Source organism: Mucilaginibacter sp. L3T2-6 (assembly GCF_030519355.1).
Taxonomy (GTDB): Bacteria; Bacteroidota; Bacteroidia; order Sphingobacteriales; family Sphingobacteriaceae; genus Mucilaginibacter.
In genome coordinates this window covers 170,615-187,075 of the sequence record NZ_JAUMKC010000002.1, presented here as the reverse complement: position 1 = coordinate 187,075, position 16,461 = coordinate 170,615, and the positions used below count along the sequence as shown (strand labels likewise).

Annotated in this window: 11 protein-coding genes; 3 read left to right on the top strand and 8 right to left on the bottom strand. The window is 45.3% G+C overall.

Annotation, left to right across the window (positions count from 1 at the left end):
* The first annotated feature begins 21 nt into the window (after positions 1–21).
* On the top strand, positions 22–645 hold the full coding sequence (tmk, locus tag Q3W13_RS03200; RefSeq protein ID WP_302861274.1) for a dTMP kinase: 624 nt from the start codon (positions 22–24) through the stop codon (positions 643–645).
* Positions 646–1,039: 394 nt separating this feature from the next.
* On the opposite strand, the gene Q3W13_RS03195 is transcribed toward tmk, so the two are convergent.
* The 5 genes from Q3W13_RS03195 to clpB form a co-directional block, all read right to left on the bottom strand.
* The gene (locus Q3W13_RS03195; RefSeq protein ID WP_302861273.1) at positions 1,040–2,242 is read right to left on the bottom strand and encodes a DUF763 domain-containing protein; all 1,203 of its coding nucleotides are present in this window, start codon (positions 2,240–2,242) and stop codon (positions 1,040–1,042) included.
* 38 nt (positions 2,243–2,280) lie between these two features.
* Positions 2,281–2,742 (bottom strand): DUF4268 domain-containing protein, encoded by a 462-nt coding sequence (locus tag Q3W13_RS03190; RefSeq protein WP_302861272.1) that lies wholly within the window; start codon positions 2,740–2,742, stop codon positions 2,281–2,283.
* 24 nt (positions 2,743–2,766) lie between these two features.
* Complete coding sequence (locus tag Q3W13_RS03185) at positions 2,767–4,935, bottom strand: glycoside hydrolase family 3 N-terminal domain-containing protein (protein WP_302861270.1); 2,169 nt, start codon at positions 4,933–4,935, stop codon at positions 2,767–2,769.
* Between the two features lie 283 nt (positions 4,936–5,218).
* The gene (locus Q3W13_RS03180; RefSeq protein WP_302861268.1) at positions 5,219–5,662 is read right to left on the bottom strand and encodes an SRPBCC domain-containing protein; all 444 of its coding nucleotides are present in this window, start codon (positions 5,660–5,662) and stop codon (positions 5,219–5,221) included.
* Between the two features lie 180 nt (positions 5,663–5,842).
* Positions 5,843–8,467 (bottom strand): ATP-dependent chaperone ClpB, encoded by a 2,625-nt coding sequence (gene clpB, locus Q3W13_RS03175; RefSeq protein ID WP_302861265.1) that lies wholly within the window; start codon positions 8,465–8,467, stop codon positions 5,843–5,845.
* Positions 8,468–8,737: 270 nt separating this feature from the next.
* Between clpB and Q3W13_RS03170 the strand changes: the two genes are divergently transcribed.
* Positions 8,738–10,072 carry a sensor histidine kinase KdpD gene (locus Q3W13_RS03170; protein ID WP_302861263.1) on the top strand — a complete coding sequence of 445 codons (1,335 nt, stop codon included), beginning with the start codon at positions 8,738–8,740 and terminating at the stop codon, positions 10,070–10,072.
* Between the two features lie 10 nt (positions 10,073–10,082).
* Here Q3W13_RS03170 and Q3W13_RS03165 read toward each other — a convergent pair whose 3' ends face one another.
* The 3 genes from Q3W13_RS03165 to Q3W13_RS03155 all read right to left on the bottom strand — a co-directional run bounded on the left by Q3W13_RS03165 (position 10,083) and on the right by Q3W13_RS03155 (position 14,324).
* Positions 10,083–10,520, bottom strand: coding sequence for a hypothetical protein (locus Q3W13_RS03165; RefSeq protein ID WP_302861262.1), 438 nt, complete (start codon positions 10,518–10,520; stop codon positions 10,083–10,085).
* A gap of 94 nt (positions 10,521–10,614) precedes the next feature.
* A complete protein-coding gene (locus Q3W13_RS03160; protein ID WP_302861260.1) occupies positions 10,615–11,310 on the bottom strand; it encodes a dienelactone hydrolase family protein in 696 nt (231 codons plus the stop codon).
* Between the two features lie 176 nt (positions 11,311–11,486).
* Positions 11,487–14,324, bottom strand: a complete 2,838-nt coding sequence (locus Q3W13_RS03155) for a hypothetical protein (RefSeq protein ID WP_302861258.1) — start codon at positions 14,322–14,324, stop codon at positions 11,487–11,489.
* Between the two features lie 215 nt (positions 14,325–14,539).
* Here Q3W13_RS03155 and hscA point away from each other — a divergent pair, with 215 nt between their 5' ends.
* Positions 14,540–16,396, top strand: coding sequence for a Fe-S protein assembly chaperone HscA (hscA, locus tag Q3W13_RS03150; protein WP_302861256.1), 1,857 nt, complete (start codon positions 14,540–14,542; stop codon positions 16,394–16,396).
* The last annotated feature ends 65 nt before the right edge of the window (positions 16,397–16,461 follow it).

Here is a 16,461-nt window from a genome sequence, read left to right as displayed (position 1 = left end):
CAATATTTCTATATTTGGCTGATGAAGAAAAATCTTTTTATAGCCTTTGAAGGTATTGATGGCAGCGGAAAAAGCACTCAGGTACGTTTGCTGAAAGACAGGCTCGAAGCGAACGGTCATAAGGTCTACACTACCTGCGAACCAACGGATGCTCCTCCGGGGAAAATGATCAGAGATATCTTCAATCACCGCATTGACGGCGACCATCGTACCATTGCCGCGCTTTTTGTAGCCGACCGCCTGCACCACATTTTAAATAAAACAGACGGAATGCTGAAAATGCTGGAAGATGGTTATACGGTAATCACAGATCGGTACTATTTTTCTTCATACGCTTACCAAAGCCCGCACATCGACCAGAACTGGGTAATACAGGCCAACTCGCTTGCTGCCGGTTTGCTCCGGCCCGACTTAAATATTTATATCGATATCTCGCCGGAAATAAGCATAGAGCGCCTTAACAAAGGCCGCACTTCTATTGAATTGTACGAAACGCTCGATAACCTGCGTCTGGTACGAAATAAATACCTGGAATTGATAGACGTGTTTAAAGGCGAAGAGAAGGTATTTGTCGCAAATGGCGATCAGAGTCCCGAAGGAATTGCCAACGACATTTGGGATACCGTTTCAGCAATGCTACAATAAAAACAGAAAAAGATTATTTTATTACCAGAAGTTATTTGCCTTTCCGGGCGGGGCCTTGCGGCTTTGCTTTAACAGGTATTGGAGCTAAAACAGGCTTTTTATTATTTGGCAGGAAACCATTTCTTACTAAAAAATCTATCAGTATATTCCCTCTCATGGTGCTCAGTATTAATGATAATAATTTATCAAACGCATTCAGTCTTTCAAAATTATAAATAAATACAAAAAAAGCAAATTAATTTAGTGTCATATTCGCATTCGGCATTCACACATGTCATTGGGAGCGAGGGGCGAGCGCGGCAACCTCGTCGTTTTGTATAGTCCGCTATGTATGCGGGCAATGTAAGGCGATTAGGTTGCTTCGTTCTTTACAGCAATGACAAGTTTGTTTAATTTAAAACAGCTTCAATTGCTGATGTACCGGCGGTTTTGCCCTGCCAAAAACAGTCCGGCCACCGTATCGCCAGGAATTCTTCCGCTCCTGCTCTATCACCTTATCAAAATTGGCATTAGGTGTAAAATCCTTTTCGGCACGCTGGGCTACTTCGGTAAGCCTTTTAATCGCATCATTCTTTTCGTTATTGCCCAGTTTTGATTTATGGATAGCTGTTTGCAACACGCCGATGGTTTCGTCATAAACTTTGGCAGGCACCGGGAAAGGATGACCGTCCTTGCCTCCATGCGCAAATGAAAAGCGCGCAGGGTCTTTAAACCGCGAAGGCGTGCCATGTATAACCTCGCTTACCAGCGCCAGGGATTGTAAAGTTCGCGGGCCAAGCCCCTGCAACTGCAGCAGACCTTCAAAATCCTTCGGCTGCTTTTCGTGCGCCAACCAAAGCACAGCGCCTAATCTTTTTAAATCTACGTCCTTAGCTCTAACGTCATGATGGGATGGCATGGTGAGTTTGCTGATTTCTTTCAGCATGTGTTCCGGGTGTTCGGCTGTAATTTGCATGATACCGGTTTGGGAACTTTCAGCCTCCTTATCCACCATATTCAGGATATTCCCGGTATTTTGCCCGTAGATGAACGTGTGCGGGTCGTTAACAAAAGAGCTTAACTGTTCAGAATGCCAGTGATAGCGCCTGGCGGTTTTCGATTGCGGGCTCATCCCCTGTTGCACAACGGCCCATTGTCCGCTGGTGCCTAAAATAAAATTGTGGGTATAAAGCTGGAAGCCGTCCTGTATAGCGGTATTATCCACCTTTGCGCTTAGCTTGCTGCATTTTACCAGGTAGTTACCGTCGAGGCCGGTCAAATCGCCGACTTTGATCAGTTCATCCGGCGTGCGGCGGGAATGGCTGCCCTTACCGCCGCATATATAAATCCCGAGCTCTTTGCTATGTGGGTTGACGGAACGCTTTAATGCCCCCATCACCGATGTGGTGATGCCCGATGAATGCCAGTCCATACCCATCACAGCGCCCAGGCTTTGAAACCAGAACGGATCGCTTAAGCGGCGCAGTACCTCATCACGGCCATAATCCAACACTATATTTTCGACCACTGCCAAGCCAAGCCTGGCCATCCGTTCCGCCAGCCAGACCGGCACATAGCCATAATGTAAAGGTAAATCCGCACTTCCCGATCGCTTCATACTAACAAATTTAGTAAAAATTATTTGAAGCTCAAAGGTTACTTCAGCGCGTCAAACGCGTACTTAGCATCACTCCAAAAATCATCTAATGCGATTATGCGGGGCTTAAAAAAAGATATCAGCGCAGGCCAGTCCGCTTTATTAAAAATGCTTACTCCGTCCATTTTTGTATAGATGCGGCTGGTGGTCTTGCCGTAATCATCGGTCATATGTAGCTGCCATTCCCATGCCTCGCCAACGGCGGCATTGAGGATATTTTTCAGTTCTTTGAATTGCTCAAAAAATAGTTCCTGTATGCCAGCATCCGGATGTGCAAGCTCAATGGCGATCGTCGCCCTATGCTTATCCGCCTGCATGCGAAAATAAACATGTTTGAGGCCGGTTTTATAGTTGACCCAATTAACGCGCGAGCCTTCGGCAGAAAGTACCGGCGACATGTACTGCCCGAAAGCCGTCCAGAATTCCTGCTTAAGTTGCGACGCCTCGTCTTTGCTGTACATGTTATCGAAACCAGAGATCAGGGGTTATTGGGCAACCGTAAATGGCAACGTTACTTTTGCATCCTGTGAGTTACTGCCGAGCACCAGTTTATAGCTGCCGGGATAAATCTTCCAACTATGAGTTTTCATATCCCATTTCTGAAGTTCTTTTACAGGTATTCTCAGGGTTACCGATTGTTCAGCGCCCTGAGAAACTGATGTTCTTTTGAAAGCCTTGAGCTCTTTCACCGGCATTCTGTCAATTTCAGGGTACTGGATATAAGCCTGGACAACTTCATCGCCGTCTGCCTTGCCTGTATTTTTTACCCTGACAGTAACGCTGACGGTATCAGCGGAATTATACTTTGACTTTAAATTTCCATTAGCCTGGTATGCAAAGGTAGTATAGCTCAGTCCAAACCCGAAAGGATACTGTACCGGGCCTGTATAATAGCGATAAGTGCGGCCCTTCATGCTGTAATCTTTATAATCAGGTACATTGCTCAATGCTTTATAAAATGTTAGTGGCAAATGGCCCGACGGAGATACATCACCAAAAATAACATCGGCCAGCGCATTGCCACCCTGTTCGCCGGGGTACCAGGCCAATAGTATTGCATCAGCGTATGGGGCGATGGCATCTGCATCAACATCGCTGCCTGCGGTTATCACGGCAATTAACGGCTTATTTTTTACAGATTTTCTTAAGGCTTTCATAAAAGCTATCTCACTGGCAGGCAGGCTTAAATTCTTACGGTCGCCCCCGGTTTCCGATAAAAAGGCATCTCCGGCCTCGCCCTCCAGCACCGGCGAAAGGCCGATCACTGCAATTGTAGCGTCGGCATTGCCTGCAGCCCAGATACCACCGAAATGAGTGGTGTCTTTATAATCGCATCCCAGGTCATACTCTACCCTTGTTGCCGGGCCCACGGCACTCGTTATTCCTTCCACAAAATTTACAACTTTACTGCTGGTACCATGGTAATTAGCAATCATCGCATCCAGCGAGGCTGCATTGGGCCCCAGCACCATAATGCTGGAGTATTTACTTTTAGCCAATGGCAAAACATTATTGTCATTTTTCAGCAGCACCATACTTTGTTGGGCTGCCTTGCGGGCCAGTGCGATATGGGCCGCGTTATGAACGCTATCAGCACCATATTTATAATAAGGAGAAACAGCCGCAGCGTCGTAAAACCCAAGCTTCATTTGGGTTCGTAATAGTGCTGACAAAGCGTTATCGATCTCTTTTTCGGTAAGTAAGCCCTGCCTGACAGCCTTCAGCGCGTCATTTTGCAAAACTGTGGAACAATCCAGATCTATACCGGCTTTAATCGCCGCCGCTGCTGTTTCTACCGGGCCTGGCAAAGACTTATGGGTGCTGAACACGTCGTCCAATGCACCGCAATCTGTAACCACATGCCCTTTAAATCCCCATTCCTTTCGCAGGATGTCTGTCAGCAGCATTTTATTGATCGAGTTTGGCGTGCCATTCACCTTGTTATAAGCGCTCATCACCGATTCCACTCCGCCACTTACCAGGGCATGGAAAGCATACAGGTAGGTTTCCCGCAGGTCTTTTTCGTCTACAACGGCATCAAAATAATCCCGGGTGGCCTCCGGACCGCTATGAACCGCAAAATGTTTGGCAGTGGCTGATGCTTTTAAATGATCAGGATCGTCGCCCTGCAACCCTTTTACAAATGCGGTACCCATGGTTGCGGTTAAATACGGATCTTCCCCATAAGTTTCCTGTCCCCGGCCCCAGCGCGGGTCGCGGAAAATGTTGATGTTGGGTGTCCAGAAAGTAAGGCCCATATATTGCAAGTGCCTGTCCTGTGCCGTGGCCAGGTTATATTTTGCCCGGGCTTCGGTTGAAATTGCAGTTGATACCTCTTTTAATAAATCGTTGTTAAAGGTGGCTGCCATACCTATGGCCTGCGCAAAGATTGTAGCTTCACCGGCACGTGCCACGCCGTGTAAGGCCTCGTTCCACCAGTTATAAGCGGGTATGCTTAAACGAGGAACGGCTTTGCTGTTGTAACCGAGCAGCGAAACTTTTTCTTCAAGGGTGAGCCGCGAGACAAGGTCTTTAACTCTTGCATCGATGGGTTTTGAGTTGTCTTTGTAAACAGGTTTATCCTGCGCTGATAATTGTAAGAAGGCGATGCACAGCGTGATTACCGCGACACCGATGAGTTTGATTTTTGCCATACCCTGTACAATAGTAAATGCAGGGCTAAACATAGGCAGAAATTTCTTAGCAGACCACAGGAAATGTTTAATTAGGGCGTTCCGTTTTTACACGCGGAACACCCCGAAAATTCAGGAACATATTGATTAACAATTAATTAAGTATTTACTCATTTACAAACCACTGATAATCAATACGTTGCTTATAGGTTTACATATAGGGTTTACACTTTCAATCAGCACTTAACGAAACATACTGATATTCAAGCATTAACAAACACAATGGGTTTACACCGGCGGGAGTTTATACATCCGCACCTTTTGTATGCTCCACCAGATCCTTCAGGCCATGCAAAACTTTATCCCACCCCTTCTCAGATTTTTCAAACCTCTTTTCGGCGCCAGGGCCATCGCCAACATCGTCGGTAATTGATAGTGTGGTTACGCCGTCTTTATAAGTGAGCATATCGGTAACAGTTGATACGGTTGCCGATCCGTCATGTGTATTTTTCAGGTTATATTGCAGAACCTTTTCAGGCTCAATTTTTAATATTCTACCCTTCATTTCGACAGGAATAAACCAAAACATCTTGCCCTTAAAAGTGATGGGCGTTCCCTCCTTCCAAGATGAAACCACTTTACAGTTAAAAAAATACTTTTTTGTTTTTTCAGGGTCGGTAAGGGCATCCCATACCGCGGAAGGCTGCGCGTTGATTGCGATCTCCTTCTTAACAACATGTCCTTTCATAACGGTTTGATTTTTAGGTTTATTTGGGTAATTAAAGTTACCAAATTCGTCAAAAATCAAAAACAAATTTTAAGCCAAAAGCATTCACCGGATGACTTTAAACCGCAAGAGCCTTCGCGGTTAACAAAGGCTCTTGCACTATATGGTGGAGCTTATTAATTCCTTTAGTTCTTTCGGAGTTTACTGGCTTTTCTGACTTGCGGATTCTAACAAATCTTCATTCAGAAATACAAACTGGTTGTCGAACATATCCAGGCGGATCCGGCTGTCCTTGTCCACCTTACCGGCCAGTATCTGCTTCGAAAGCTCGTTCAGGATTTTTTTCTGAATAACGCGCTTCAATGGCCTTGCACCAAATTGCGGATCGTAGCCTAACTGGGCCAGCCAGTCCAGTGCTTCCTCAGAAGCATCTATGGTGATGCCCATATCTGCCAGCGTTTGCTTAACCTGGTTGAACTGGAGTTTAACGATTTCAGTTATTTCATCGCGGCTAAGCGGAGTGAACATGATGATTTCATCAATCCTGTTCAAAAACTCCGGACGGATAGTTTGTTTCAATAACTCAAACAGCTGGTTTTTGGTTTTAGCCATCACCACTTCTTTATCGCTTTCTTCGAAGTTCTGGAAATTTTCCTGTATCAGGTTCGAGCCGATATTCGAGGTCATGATCACGATGGTATTTTTAAAGTTCACCACGCGGCCTTTGTTATCGGTCAGGCGGCCATCATCCAGCACCTGCAGCAGGATATTAAATACATCCGGATGGGCTTTCTCAATTTCGTCCAGTAAAATAACGCTGTAAGGCTTGCGGCGAACGGCTTCGGTTAACTGACCGCCTTCATCATAGCCTACGTATCCCGGAGGCGCACCAATCAGCCTGGAGACAGCGTGGCGTTCCTGGTACTCGCTCATATCAATCCTCACCAAAGCGCCTTCATCATTAAACAGGTATTCGGCAAGCGCCTTTGCCAGCTCGGTTTTACCTACGCCGGTTGTGCCAAGGAATATAAACGACCCAATAGGCTTGCGCTTATCCTGCAAGCCTGCACGGCTGCGGCGGATGGCATCACTTATCGCCTCGATCGCTTCTTCCTGCCCTGCCACACGTTTATGCAGCTCTTCTTCCAGGTGCAACAATTTCTCGCGTTCGCTTTGTATCATCTTGGAAACAGGGATGCCGGTCCAGCGGGAAACTACGCCGGCGATGTCATCGGCAGTAACTTCCTCTTTCAGCATACGGCTATCGCTCTGGTTTTCAAGCAGCGCCTTTTTCAAATCTTCCACTTCCTGCTGAGCTTTTACAATTGTGCCGTAACGTAACTCAGCAACTTTTCCATAATCGCCGGCGCGCTCCGCCTGCTCAGCTTCCAGTTTATAATTTTCTATTTGCTCAACTTTCAGGTTGATGCCGTCTACAATATCTTTTTCGCTCTGCCATTTAGCGCGCAGTGAATCGCGCTCGGCAGAAAGGTTGGCTATTTCCTCGCTCAATTCCTTTACTTTTTTATCGTCATGTTCGCGTTTAATAGCTTCCCGCTCAATCTCCAGCTGCATAATGCGGCGCTCCAGTTCATCCACAACTTCGGGTACCGAGTCCATCTCAAGGCGGAGCTTTGAAGCAGCCTCATCCATCAGGTCGATTGCCTTATCCGGTAAAAACCTGTCGGATATATAGCGCTGCGACATCTCTACAGCGGCAATAATAGCCTCGTCTTTAATACGCACCTTGTGGTGGGTTTCATAGCGTTCTTTCAAACCGCGCAGAATCGATATGGCATCAGCGGTATCGGGCTCATCCACCAGCACCATCTGGAAACGGCGCTCAAGCGCTTTATCTTTTTCAAAATATTTCTGGTATTCGTTCAGCGTGGTTGCGCCTATCGCCCTCAGTTCGCCGCGCGCCAATGCAGGTTTTAATATATTCGCCGCATCCATTGCTCCTTCTCCGCCACCGGCGCCTACCAGGGTGTGTATCTCATCAATAAACAGGATGATCTCGCCCTCGGCCTGAGTAACTTCCTTAATTACGGCCTTTAAACGTTCCTCAAATTCGCCTTTATATTTAGCGCCCGCTATTAACGCACCCATATCAAGCGAATACACTGTCTGCGACTTCAGGCTTTCAGGCACATCGCCTTTAATGATACGGAATGCAATACCTTCAGCAATTGCAGTTTTACCCACACCCGGCTCACCAACTAATATCGGGTTGTTTTTGGTACGGCGCGATAAGATCTGGATAACCCTCCTGATTTCTTCATCACGGCCAATAACCGGATCAAGCTTGCCCGATTCGGCATATTCATTCAGGTTACGGGCATACTTGTTTAAGGCATTATAGGTTGCTTCAGCGTTTTGATCGGTAACTTTATTATCCCCGCGCAGGCTTATAATAGCCTTTTTAAGGTCTTTGTCATTTACGCCGTAATCTTTTAATGCGGAGCTTGTTTTATCGTTTACCGATAAAATGCCCAGCAGCATGTGTTCCACCGAAACAAATTCGTCTTTAAATTCTTTCAGGTAAGAAGTTGCCTTCTGCAAAGCAGAATTTGCGTTCGACGATAAATAAACGTTGCTGCCGCTAACTTTCGGAAACGATTTGATTTGTTCGTCAAGCGTTTCATTAAGGCGGTTAATGTTTACGTTTAATTTTTTTAACAGGTATGATATAACGTTCTCATCAACAAGCAGCAAACCTTTTAAAAGGTGTGCCGTTTCAATTGCCTGCTGCTGATTTCCTACGGCAATTTCAGAAGCCTTCTGCACGGCTTCCTGAGCCTTTATGGTAAAATTGTTAAAATTCATGTTTTTCGTTTTTCCTTTGTCTGAACCGATTTTTTGAATTCAGGAATTAGCTGAATGGATCGCAGACGCGAATCCTGCATTAGTAAATTCTAAAAATCCGGGTTCAGTCACTATTCATCAAATCGCTTGCCACATGCTGCAACCTGCTAAAATGACTGCTGAAAATAATTTCACCTGCTGTATTGTCATCAATCTGTAATCTGCTGTTTATAAACAACATATTAATTAAAAAATTATATTTTTGCGTAGCCTGACTAGTCAAACCAAACGTTGAATAAACATCTTTTCAAAAATCTGCCCGGTAAGTACCGCAATGCTTATCGCGACTATTACACCAGCCAGAATCTTGCTGCAGTGCGTGTAGGGAGCATTATTTTTTTAGTATTAAACGTTATTATCAGGGTTTTATATCTTATTTTTCCGATAAGCCTTACACGCGCCGAGAATTTCCCGGAGTTTAATATCGCCAACTGGGTATTCATAGGTTCGGCTTTTATTTTCTACATTATCAGCAACTTTTTGGTAGAAGAATTCAAGAAAAACAAGAAAGCTACTGCCATAATGTCGTTGTTTGTTTTTGCATTTTCGCTGTATTTGATCATGTGCGGGATGTTTTCCAGTTTTATTTCAACCGGGAACCCGCGCAATGCGCTCACCCTTTACCTGATCTCGCTGGTGACCATCAGCGTACTCTGCGTTTTTGAATATTACGAAACCATCATTTTACTGATTTCCATCGAGTTGATGTTTACCTCTATGCTGATACATGCGCACACCGACCCGACAGAAATGATTTATAACCAGTTGGTGTCGATAATACTTTTAGGAGGCTTCTACTGGATATCGCGATACTTCTTTTCGTACAAGGCCAATTTCTGGATGCAGATGAACGAAATACGGGAAAAGAACGAGGAGATTGAACGGGGCAGCGAGTTTAAAAGTCAGCTATTGGGTACCGTAGCTCACGACCTGCGCAACCCCATCGCTGCTGTTGAAACCCTGGCAATGATGATGGAAATGGAAAGCGTTGACGCTGATACCCAGGAGACGCTTAACCTGATGAAGGCCTCTTGTATCCGCGCACGTACCATTATCGACGACCTGCTTGAATCAGCACGCAATGATAATTCAGGAAAATTTGTGACCGTTAAAAGCGACTTGAACGAAATCGTAAAACAAAATATTGACACCTGGAGCATACAAAAAGAAGCCCAAAATACCATCGAATTAATTAGTTCAGTAAGTCCGGCATATGCACAGATCAATCATGAAAAGTTTACACGTGTGCTGGATAACCTTATCGGCAATGCCTTGAAATTCTCAAAAGAAAACAGTAAGATAGAGGTGTTGCTAAGTAAAAGAAATCAGAACATTATCATCGAAATAAAAGATCGCGGCCTTGGGATACCAAAAGAAATGCTGCCAATTATCTTTACGCCATTCTCAAAAGCAGGCCGCACGGGCCTGAAGGGCGAACAATCTACCGGCCTGGGCTTAAGTATTGTTAAGCAGATCATAGAAAAGCACAATGGCAAGATCGAGGTAGAAAGTGAAGTAGGCGTTGGCTCTATTTTCAGAATAACACTGCCTGAGGATAACACCTAAATACCGGGTATTAGTTTTTGGCGCCGGCCAGGTTTACGCCGTTCAGATCCTTTACGATTGTCAGCGTCGACTCAAACGTAAACCGGCAGGTATCCAGCTGTAATTGTCCTTTATTGTTTTTTGCCTTATAAATCAGCAAAACATCCCAGCCGGTAACTTTATGTTTATAACTCTTCTCCTTTTGTGCTATTGCAGCCCTGGTTTGTGCCGCCTGTACCGAATCTCCATTGATCTCAAAAGTATTCAGTCCTTTCATTAAAGCCCTGTAGTCGTCGGTATCATGAAAAGTTGTATACAGGCTGTCAGGCTTTAAAAACTTAACCGTATCGAGCGAAGCAGGGTCCGGGAGCCTGGCTTTAAGATACTCGATAGCGGCCTGCTTATATTTACCATGCGAACAACCTGCAAGGCATACTACAACCAGCAACAAAACTGACAACTTTTTCATTGCCCAAAGATACCAAATAGAGTCAAGAATTAAGAAGCAAGAATCAATACACCATAAACGCAACGGCCATGAACTATAGGCTGTCGGCTATGTACTAACTAAAAAACTCCATTACCATTGCCCAGGCTTCTTTAGCGGCTTTTTCGTTATATGCGGCGCGGTCATCAGAATTGAAACCATGGTCGGCGTGGGAGAATTTTACATTGATGTATTCCTTTCCGGCCTCATCCATAGCAGTGGTTATTGCATCAATCTGATCTGGCCCGATGTGTTTATCCTGTCCGCCCCAAAAGAAAAGGTGCCGGCCGTGTACATTTTTAGCCCTGTCGGCAACTGACTTGATATAACCTGCATAATAGCTCACCGCAGCTTTTAAGGGAAGGATGGTATTGGCCAGAAATGACATCCGCCCACCCATACAATAACCCACGCTGAAGATTTGCGAAGGGTCTACCAGTTCGTGCCGGCTTAACCAATGAAACGCCGCGCGTATATCAATTTCGTTATTCTCTATCGTCATTGCCGATGAATGTGACTTTACACTGTCAAAATCGCTATAATCTCCTTCAAAATACGGAGGAGCTGTACGGTGGTACATTTCAGGAGCAATAACAACGAATCCCCGGGCGGCAAAGCGGTCGGCCACATCGCGGATATGATGGTTAACGCCAAAAGCTTCCTGTAATACTATTAATCCCCGGTTAGTTTTGCCGGCAGCATTTTGAGGAATTGCGGTATAAGCGGCCATTTCTGTACCATCTGATACGCTTAGATAGACATACTTTTCCATAGGTTTCATAATTTCCAAATGCAAAATTAGTGTTTGAATACCATCAGAAGGTTTAAGTAACAGTAAATCTTTCTTTACAAACAACTTCCTGCAAATTGGCTGTGATTAAACCGCCAACGGTACAAAAAATAATGCACCTAAAACCGGAACGGCCGCGACCTATCAACCATACATTATCAGAATATCGTCACAGGAACAATCAGCTCGAACCTGTTTCTTCCTGTTCCGCCAAAAACATCCTCGTCAATTAAATAGCTGTACCTGAAGCCGAAGCTGATAGCGGCTGTATTAAAGAATTTAGTGTCGAAATAAATTTCGCCGCCGGTTGAGCGAAAGGTTCCTTTGAACCGCGCACCACTGGGAAAATAATCCGTGGCGCGGGTATAGTCATAAAAAGCATTGCCGCGAACGCGGAGCAGGTAAAAAGTGTTGGCAAAGCCCCAGTCCGGGTAGGCTACCGGGAAATGATAACTTGCGCCAAGCTTGTTCATGTCATGCAAATTTTCAGCCTCGTACCCGCGTGAAAAGGGAAAGTTATTCGAGAAGCTGATAACGTTATTTTTATCTTTTTGCTGATGGGCAGCGCTTAGAATAAAACTATGATTGGCAACCAGTCCCGGAAAATACAGTGACCCGGATACCAGGAATTGATTAGCGGTTAACCCCGTAATGGCTGATTTGTAAGACAACGTTATGCGCTGCGCAAACATAGGATAGATGTTTTTGCGCGCCTGCTGAACGCTGTTGCTGAACGATATAAAGCTGCTGTTATAAACATAAGACCGGTCGTTAAACAAACTCCTGTATGCCTGCTGAAAGCTGGTATTGGAATAAACTAACCCGCTGCCAAACTGCAAACTGGTGAGATGTTTGCCCGATGAAAGATTTAATGGAACCTGTAAGCCCGCGTGTACTTGCGTTTCGTTCCAGAAAATATTGCTGCCTTTATAGTAGCCTTTCCTGTCGGCAGTATAATCAGCGCCGGCAGTAACGTACGGGAATAAAGCGCCGTAAACGGCATCAAAGCCAAACTGCTTGTAGCCCTCATCGCGGTTATAGTTAAAAGATATATCTGTTTGTAATGTATTCAGCACATTCTCTCCGGAAAGGGACAGCTGGTAATTCGGATCGCTGAAATTAGGGGTAAGGCTATGAAAATTAAACGGATGGTACAGTTTCGGGTATTTGGTTACCGGTAAATCTTCTGTTTTAACAGATGCAAGAATGCCTGTTGATGAATCCTTTTTTAAGGCGCCGATGCCCAAATCAGGCAGTGCTCCGGGCAACCTGTCTCCGGCAACAGGCATCCAATCTACCTTCTTCTTATCAACCTGCTGCAAATAGTAACCTGCGGCACCAAAACGCGAGAATGCAATCTTATTATCTGACACCGTCACCTGGTATTTACTGGCCGGGCCGGGGTATTTATCGTTTCCATATTCATAAAGCTTGCCATCTTTTATGGAAAGTTTAAACAACTGCTCGTTGATGCCGGACGTTGCAGAAAAATACACGGTATCGCCTTTTAGAGCGGGAAAGGCAATCGGCTGATAACCAAATGGTAAAAGGTACCTGGCATCGCCCGTTTTGATATTAATGAGCGCCAGCGACATCTGGCCCCGGATATTCCTCACCGCGGCTAACAGCTTATCCTTTCCATAAAACTTTGGATACGTATAATAAAGGTGGTTTTTACCAGGCACCACAGCAATCAGTTGTCCGTTAACTGCGCTCAATAAATGCAGATCGCTTTTACCGCTGGTTGCTTCTTCAACAGTTACGATTGTTCTTCCGTCATCACTGAACGCCGGTGAAAAATATTTTGTCTTACGGGTTAGCTTTTGCTCCTTGCCTGTCTTTACATCCAGCAAAACCAGTTCGCTGTAATTCCTGTAGCCCCACCTTGCATCGCTGCGATAAGCGCTGTAAATAATTTTGCCATTATGATAGGCAAAATAATTATCTATTGAAACATCCCTCACGCTTATGATCTTTTCAAAACCGTTGGTTTTTATGGCGAAAACAGGCCTGTCGTCATAGGTGCTTTTGGAATAAATCATCGTGCTATCATTTACAAACGACGGAAATTCCCTGTCGCCGATAAAGTGCTTCGGCATGATCAACTCGTCATCCAATGACTGATTAGCCAGATCAGCGCTAAACTGCTGCTTAAAATGACTCAGGGCATCGTTCCGGAATGTTTTAAAAGTCTTTCCGGAGTATTTTTTAATTGCCCGTTGCAGCGGATAAAAACCACCTTTGTAAGCGGCTGCATCATGGGTTACATTTTTCCAGAAATCATCACCATACTTATCCCGTCCGTATGCCACCAGCATATAACCCAAAGGGTACCAATCAGGAGTATAATCACGATAGGAACCGTTTCTGACCTTCATGTAGCTGTAATTTTTATCTGCAGCCCACAATGCACGAAAGCCATTAAAGAAATAAGGCAACCTGCCTCTGCCCTGCTCGCTTACATGTGTCTCATTAAAAACGGCATCGCCCTCAAAAAACCAATCAGGTACACTCAGGGCATTGCCAAGCGCCTGGCCGCCTTCGCCAAAAACCAGTTTCAGCGCATGCGACAGGCCTACATTAAAGTTATTGTATTGCTGCACATGCCGGAATTCGTGTATCGCCAGTTGTTCGTTCCAGGGCAGGCTGCCGATATTAAAGCTGTTTTGCTCAGGTGTCAGGTAAAACTCGCTGCGAAAAGGCGCCAGGCCAACGTAAGCATTGGATATGGTGGTTTGGTTTTGCAATAAAATGCTCACTTGCCTTTGCTTATAACCAATGGTGGGCAGTGTTGCCGCATTCATTTGCTCAACTATATTTGCCACCCGCCTGGCTACAGAATCCAATCCTGTTGGGAATATCACTTTTGCTGCGGGTGTATTCACCTGGTTCCATTTGATGGATGGCGGATTACCGCCGAAGGTTTGTGCTTTTGTAATAGTGGTACCAGCAGTGGTTAGTAGCAATAAAAGAGATATTCTGAGACAGATTTTCATCAGGTGTGAAAGTAAGCAATTTGTAAGTTGTCCGGACCTGAATTTATAGAATTCAGGAATTTTCAGAATCAGTTACCAGCAAAGCATTCCCGCAATCCGGTAATTCTAAAAATCCGGGTTCAGACCGATTCCGAAACCGGACATCCGAAATCCGAAATTACTATGACATACCATCCCCTAAAACTAAGTACATTTGCGGCTGTTAACACAAAGTAATGGCTAAAGTTTCTATCAACCTGGCAACAGGTTCACTGCAAAAGGAAGAGATAATTGTTGGGATCGACCTGGGCACTACCAATTCGCTGGTGGCTTTTATCAATCCCGATAAAAACCCGCAGGTCATCAACGATGCAGGCAAGGGCGTATTGGTTCCTTCGGTAGTGCATTTCGGTCCGGCGGGCGAGATCAGTGTAGGTAATGAAGCAAAAGAATATTTAATAACTGATCCGCAAAACACTGTTTTTTCGGTTAAGCGACTGCTCGGCAGGTCATACAACGATATTGAGAATTACAAAGACTTTTTCAGTTATAAAGTTATCGACGACAACACCGAAAGCCTGGTAAAAATAAAAGTAGGCGATACTTTTTATACACCTATCGAGCTATCGGCTTTGATATTAAAGGAACTAAAGGCCCGCGCTGAGCATGCTTTAAAGACGCCGGTCAACCGCGCGGTGATAACCGTACCCGCTTATTTTAACGATTCGCAACGCCAGGCTACCCGAGACGCCGGTAAACTGGCCGGCTTAGATGTGCTGCGCATAGTAAACGAACCGACAGCCGCCAGCCTGGCTTATGGAATAGGCTTAAACCCGGAAGAAACGAAAACCATTGCCGTTTATGACCTTGGAGGCGGTACATTCGATGTGTCGATCCTGCAAATACAAAACGGCATTTTTGAGGTGCTGGCCACTAACGGCGATACCTTTTTAGGCGGCGATGATTTCGATCGCGCCATAGTCGACTACTGGATTGAAAAGAACCAACTGAATAAAGCAGAAGTATTGGCTGACACCAGTCTTTCGCAGCAATTGCGTTTAAAAGCCGAAGAGGCTAAAAAAGCATTTGCATACCAAAGCCTTTTCAATGAAAAGATCGGCGAAATATGGTGCACACTTGACCGTTCCTCCTTTGAGGAATTGATATTGGCCAAAGTGCAGCAAACTATCGCCTGCTGCCAGAATGCGCTTAAAGATGCCAAAGTCGACCAATCACAAATAGATGAAGTGATTATGGTAGGCGGTTCAACCCGCACTGCCCTGGTAAAAAAGATGGTGGCTGAGTTTTTTGGCCGCCCGGTACACGATGAGGTAAACCCGGATGAGGTGGTAGCTCTTGGCGCCGCTATACAGGCGGATGTTTTGGCGGGAAATCGCAGTGATATCTTGCTGCTGGATGTTACCCCACTCTCGCTTGGTATCGAAACGATGGGCGGATTAATGGACGTGATCATCCCGCGAAACTCAAAGGTGCCCACCAAAGCGGGCAGACAATATACAACCTCAGTTGACGGACAGGTAAACATGAAAATTGCCGTGTACCAGGGAGAACGTGATTTGGTGAAAGAAAACCGCAAGCTGGCCGAGTTTAACCTGAAAGGTATTCCATCCATGCCGGCCGGTTTCCCTAAGGTTGATATTAACTTCTTATTAAATGCTGATGGCATTTTAAAGATACAAGCTATTGAATTGCGTTCCGGCGTGAAACAGGAAATCGACGTAAAACCCACCTACGGCATAACCGACGACCAGGTAGAGCAAATGCTGTTGGACAGCATTACCCACGCCAAAGATGATGTAAGCCAGCGTATGGTAATTGAAGCCCGCACCGAAGGCGAGCAAATGGTTTATACTGTTGAGCGTTTCCTTAAAAATAACAGCAGCTTCATCAGCGAAAGTGAAACGGCTGAAACACTTAAGCTTATCGGTGTGTTAAAAAACACATTAAATGGCGGCGATAAAGATGCAATTCATAAGGCTATTGATGAGCTAAACGAATTTACCCGGCCATTTGCGGAGCGGTTAATGGATGAGGCGATCAGTACTGCTATGAAAGGGAAAAGCATCGGGTAAAGGTGAAAGCTAAAGCTGAAGGTAAAATCGTTGGCATTACTTACATTTGCGCGTCTAACTAAAAC

Coding starts and splice junctions, on each gene's coding strand:
- tmk (WP_302861274.1), top strand. CDS start 22: ATGAAGAAAAATCTTTTTATAGCCTTTGAAGGTATTGATGGCAGCGGA.
- Q3W13_RS03195 (WP_302861273.1), bottom strand. CDS start 2,242: ATGAAGCGATCGGGAAGTGCGGATTTACCTTTACATTATGGCTATGTG.
- Q3W13_RS03190 (WP_302861272.1), bottom strand. CDS start 2,742: ATGTACAGCAAAGACGAGGCGTCGCAACTTAAGCAGGAATTCTGGACG.
- Q3W13_RS03185 (WP_302861270.1), bottom strand. CDS start 4,935: ATGGCAAAAATCAAACTCATCGGTGTCGCGGTAATCACGCTGTGCATC.
- Q3W13_RS03180 (WP_302861268.1), bottom strand. CDS start 5,662: ATGAAAGGACATGTTGTTAAGAAGGAGATCGCAATCAACGCGCAGCCT.
- clpB (WP_302861265.1), bottom strand. CDS start 8,467: ATGAATTTTAACAATTTTACCATAAAGGCTCAGGAAGCCGTGCAGAAG.
- Q3W13_RS03165 (WP_302861262.1), bottom strand. CDS start 10,520: ATGAAAAAGTTGTCAGTTTTGTTGCTGGTTGTAGTATGCCTTGCAGGT.
- Q3W13_RS03160 (WP_302861260.1), bottom strand. CDS start 11,310: ATGGAAAAGTATGTCTATCTAAGCGTATCAGATGGTACAGAAATGGCC.
- Q3W13_RS03155 (WP_302861258.1), bottom strand. CDS start 14,324: ATGAAAATCTGTCTCAGAATATCTCTTTTATTGCTACTAACCACTGCT.
- hscA (WP_302861256.1), top strand. CDS start 14,540: ATGGCTAAAGTTTCTATCAACCTGGCAACAGGTTCACTGCAAAAGGAA.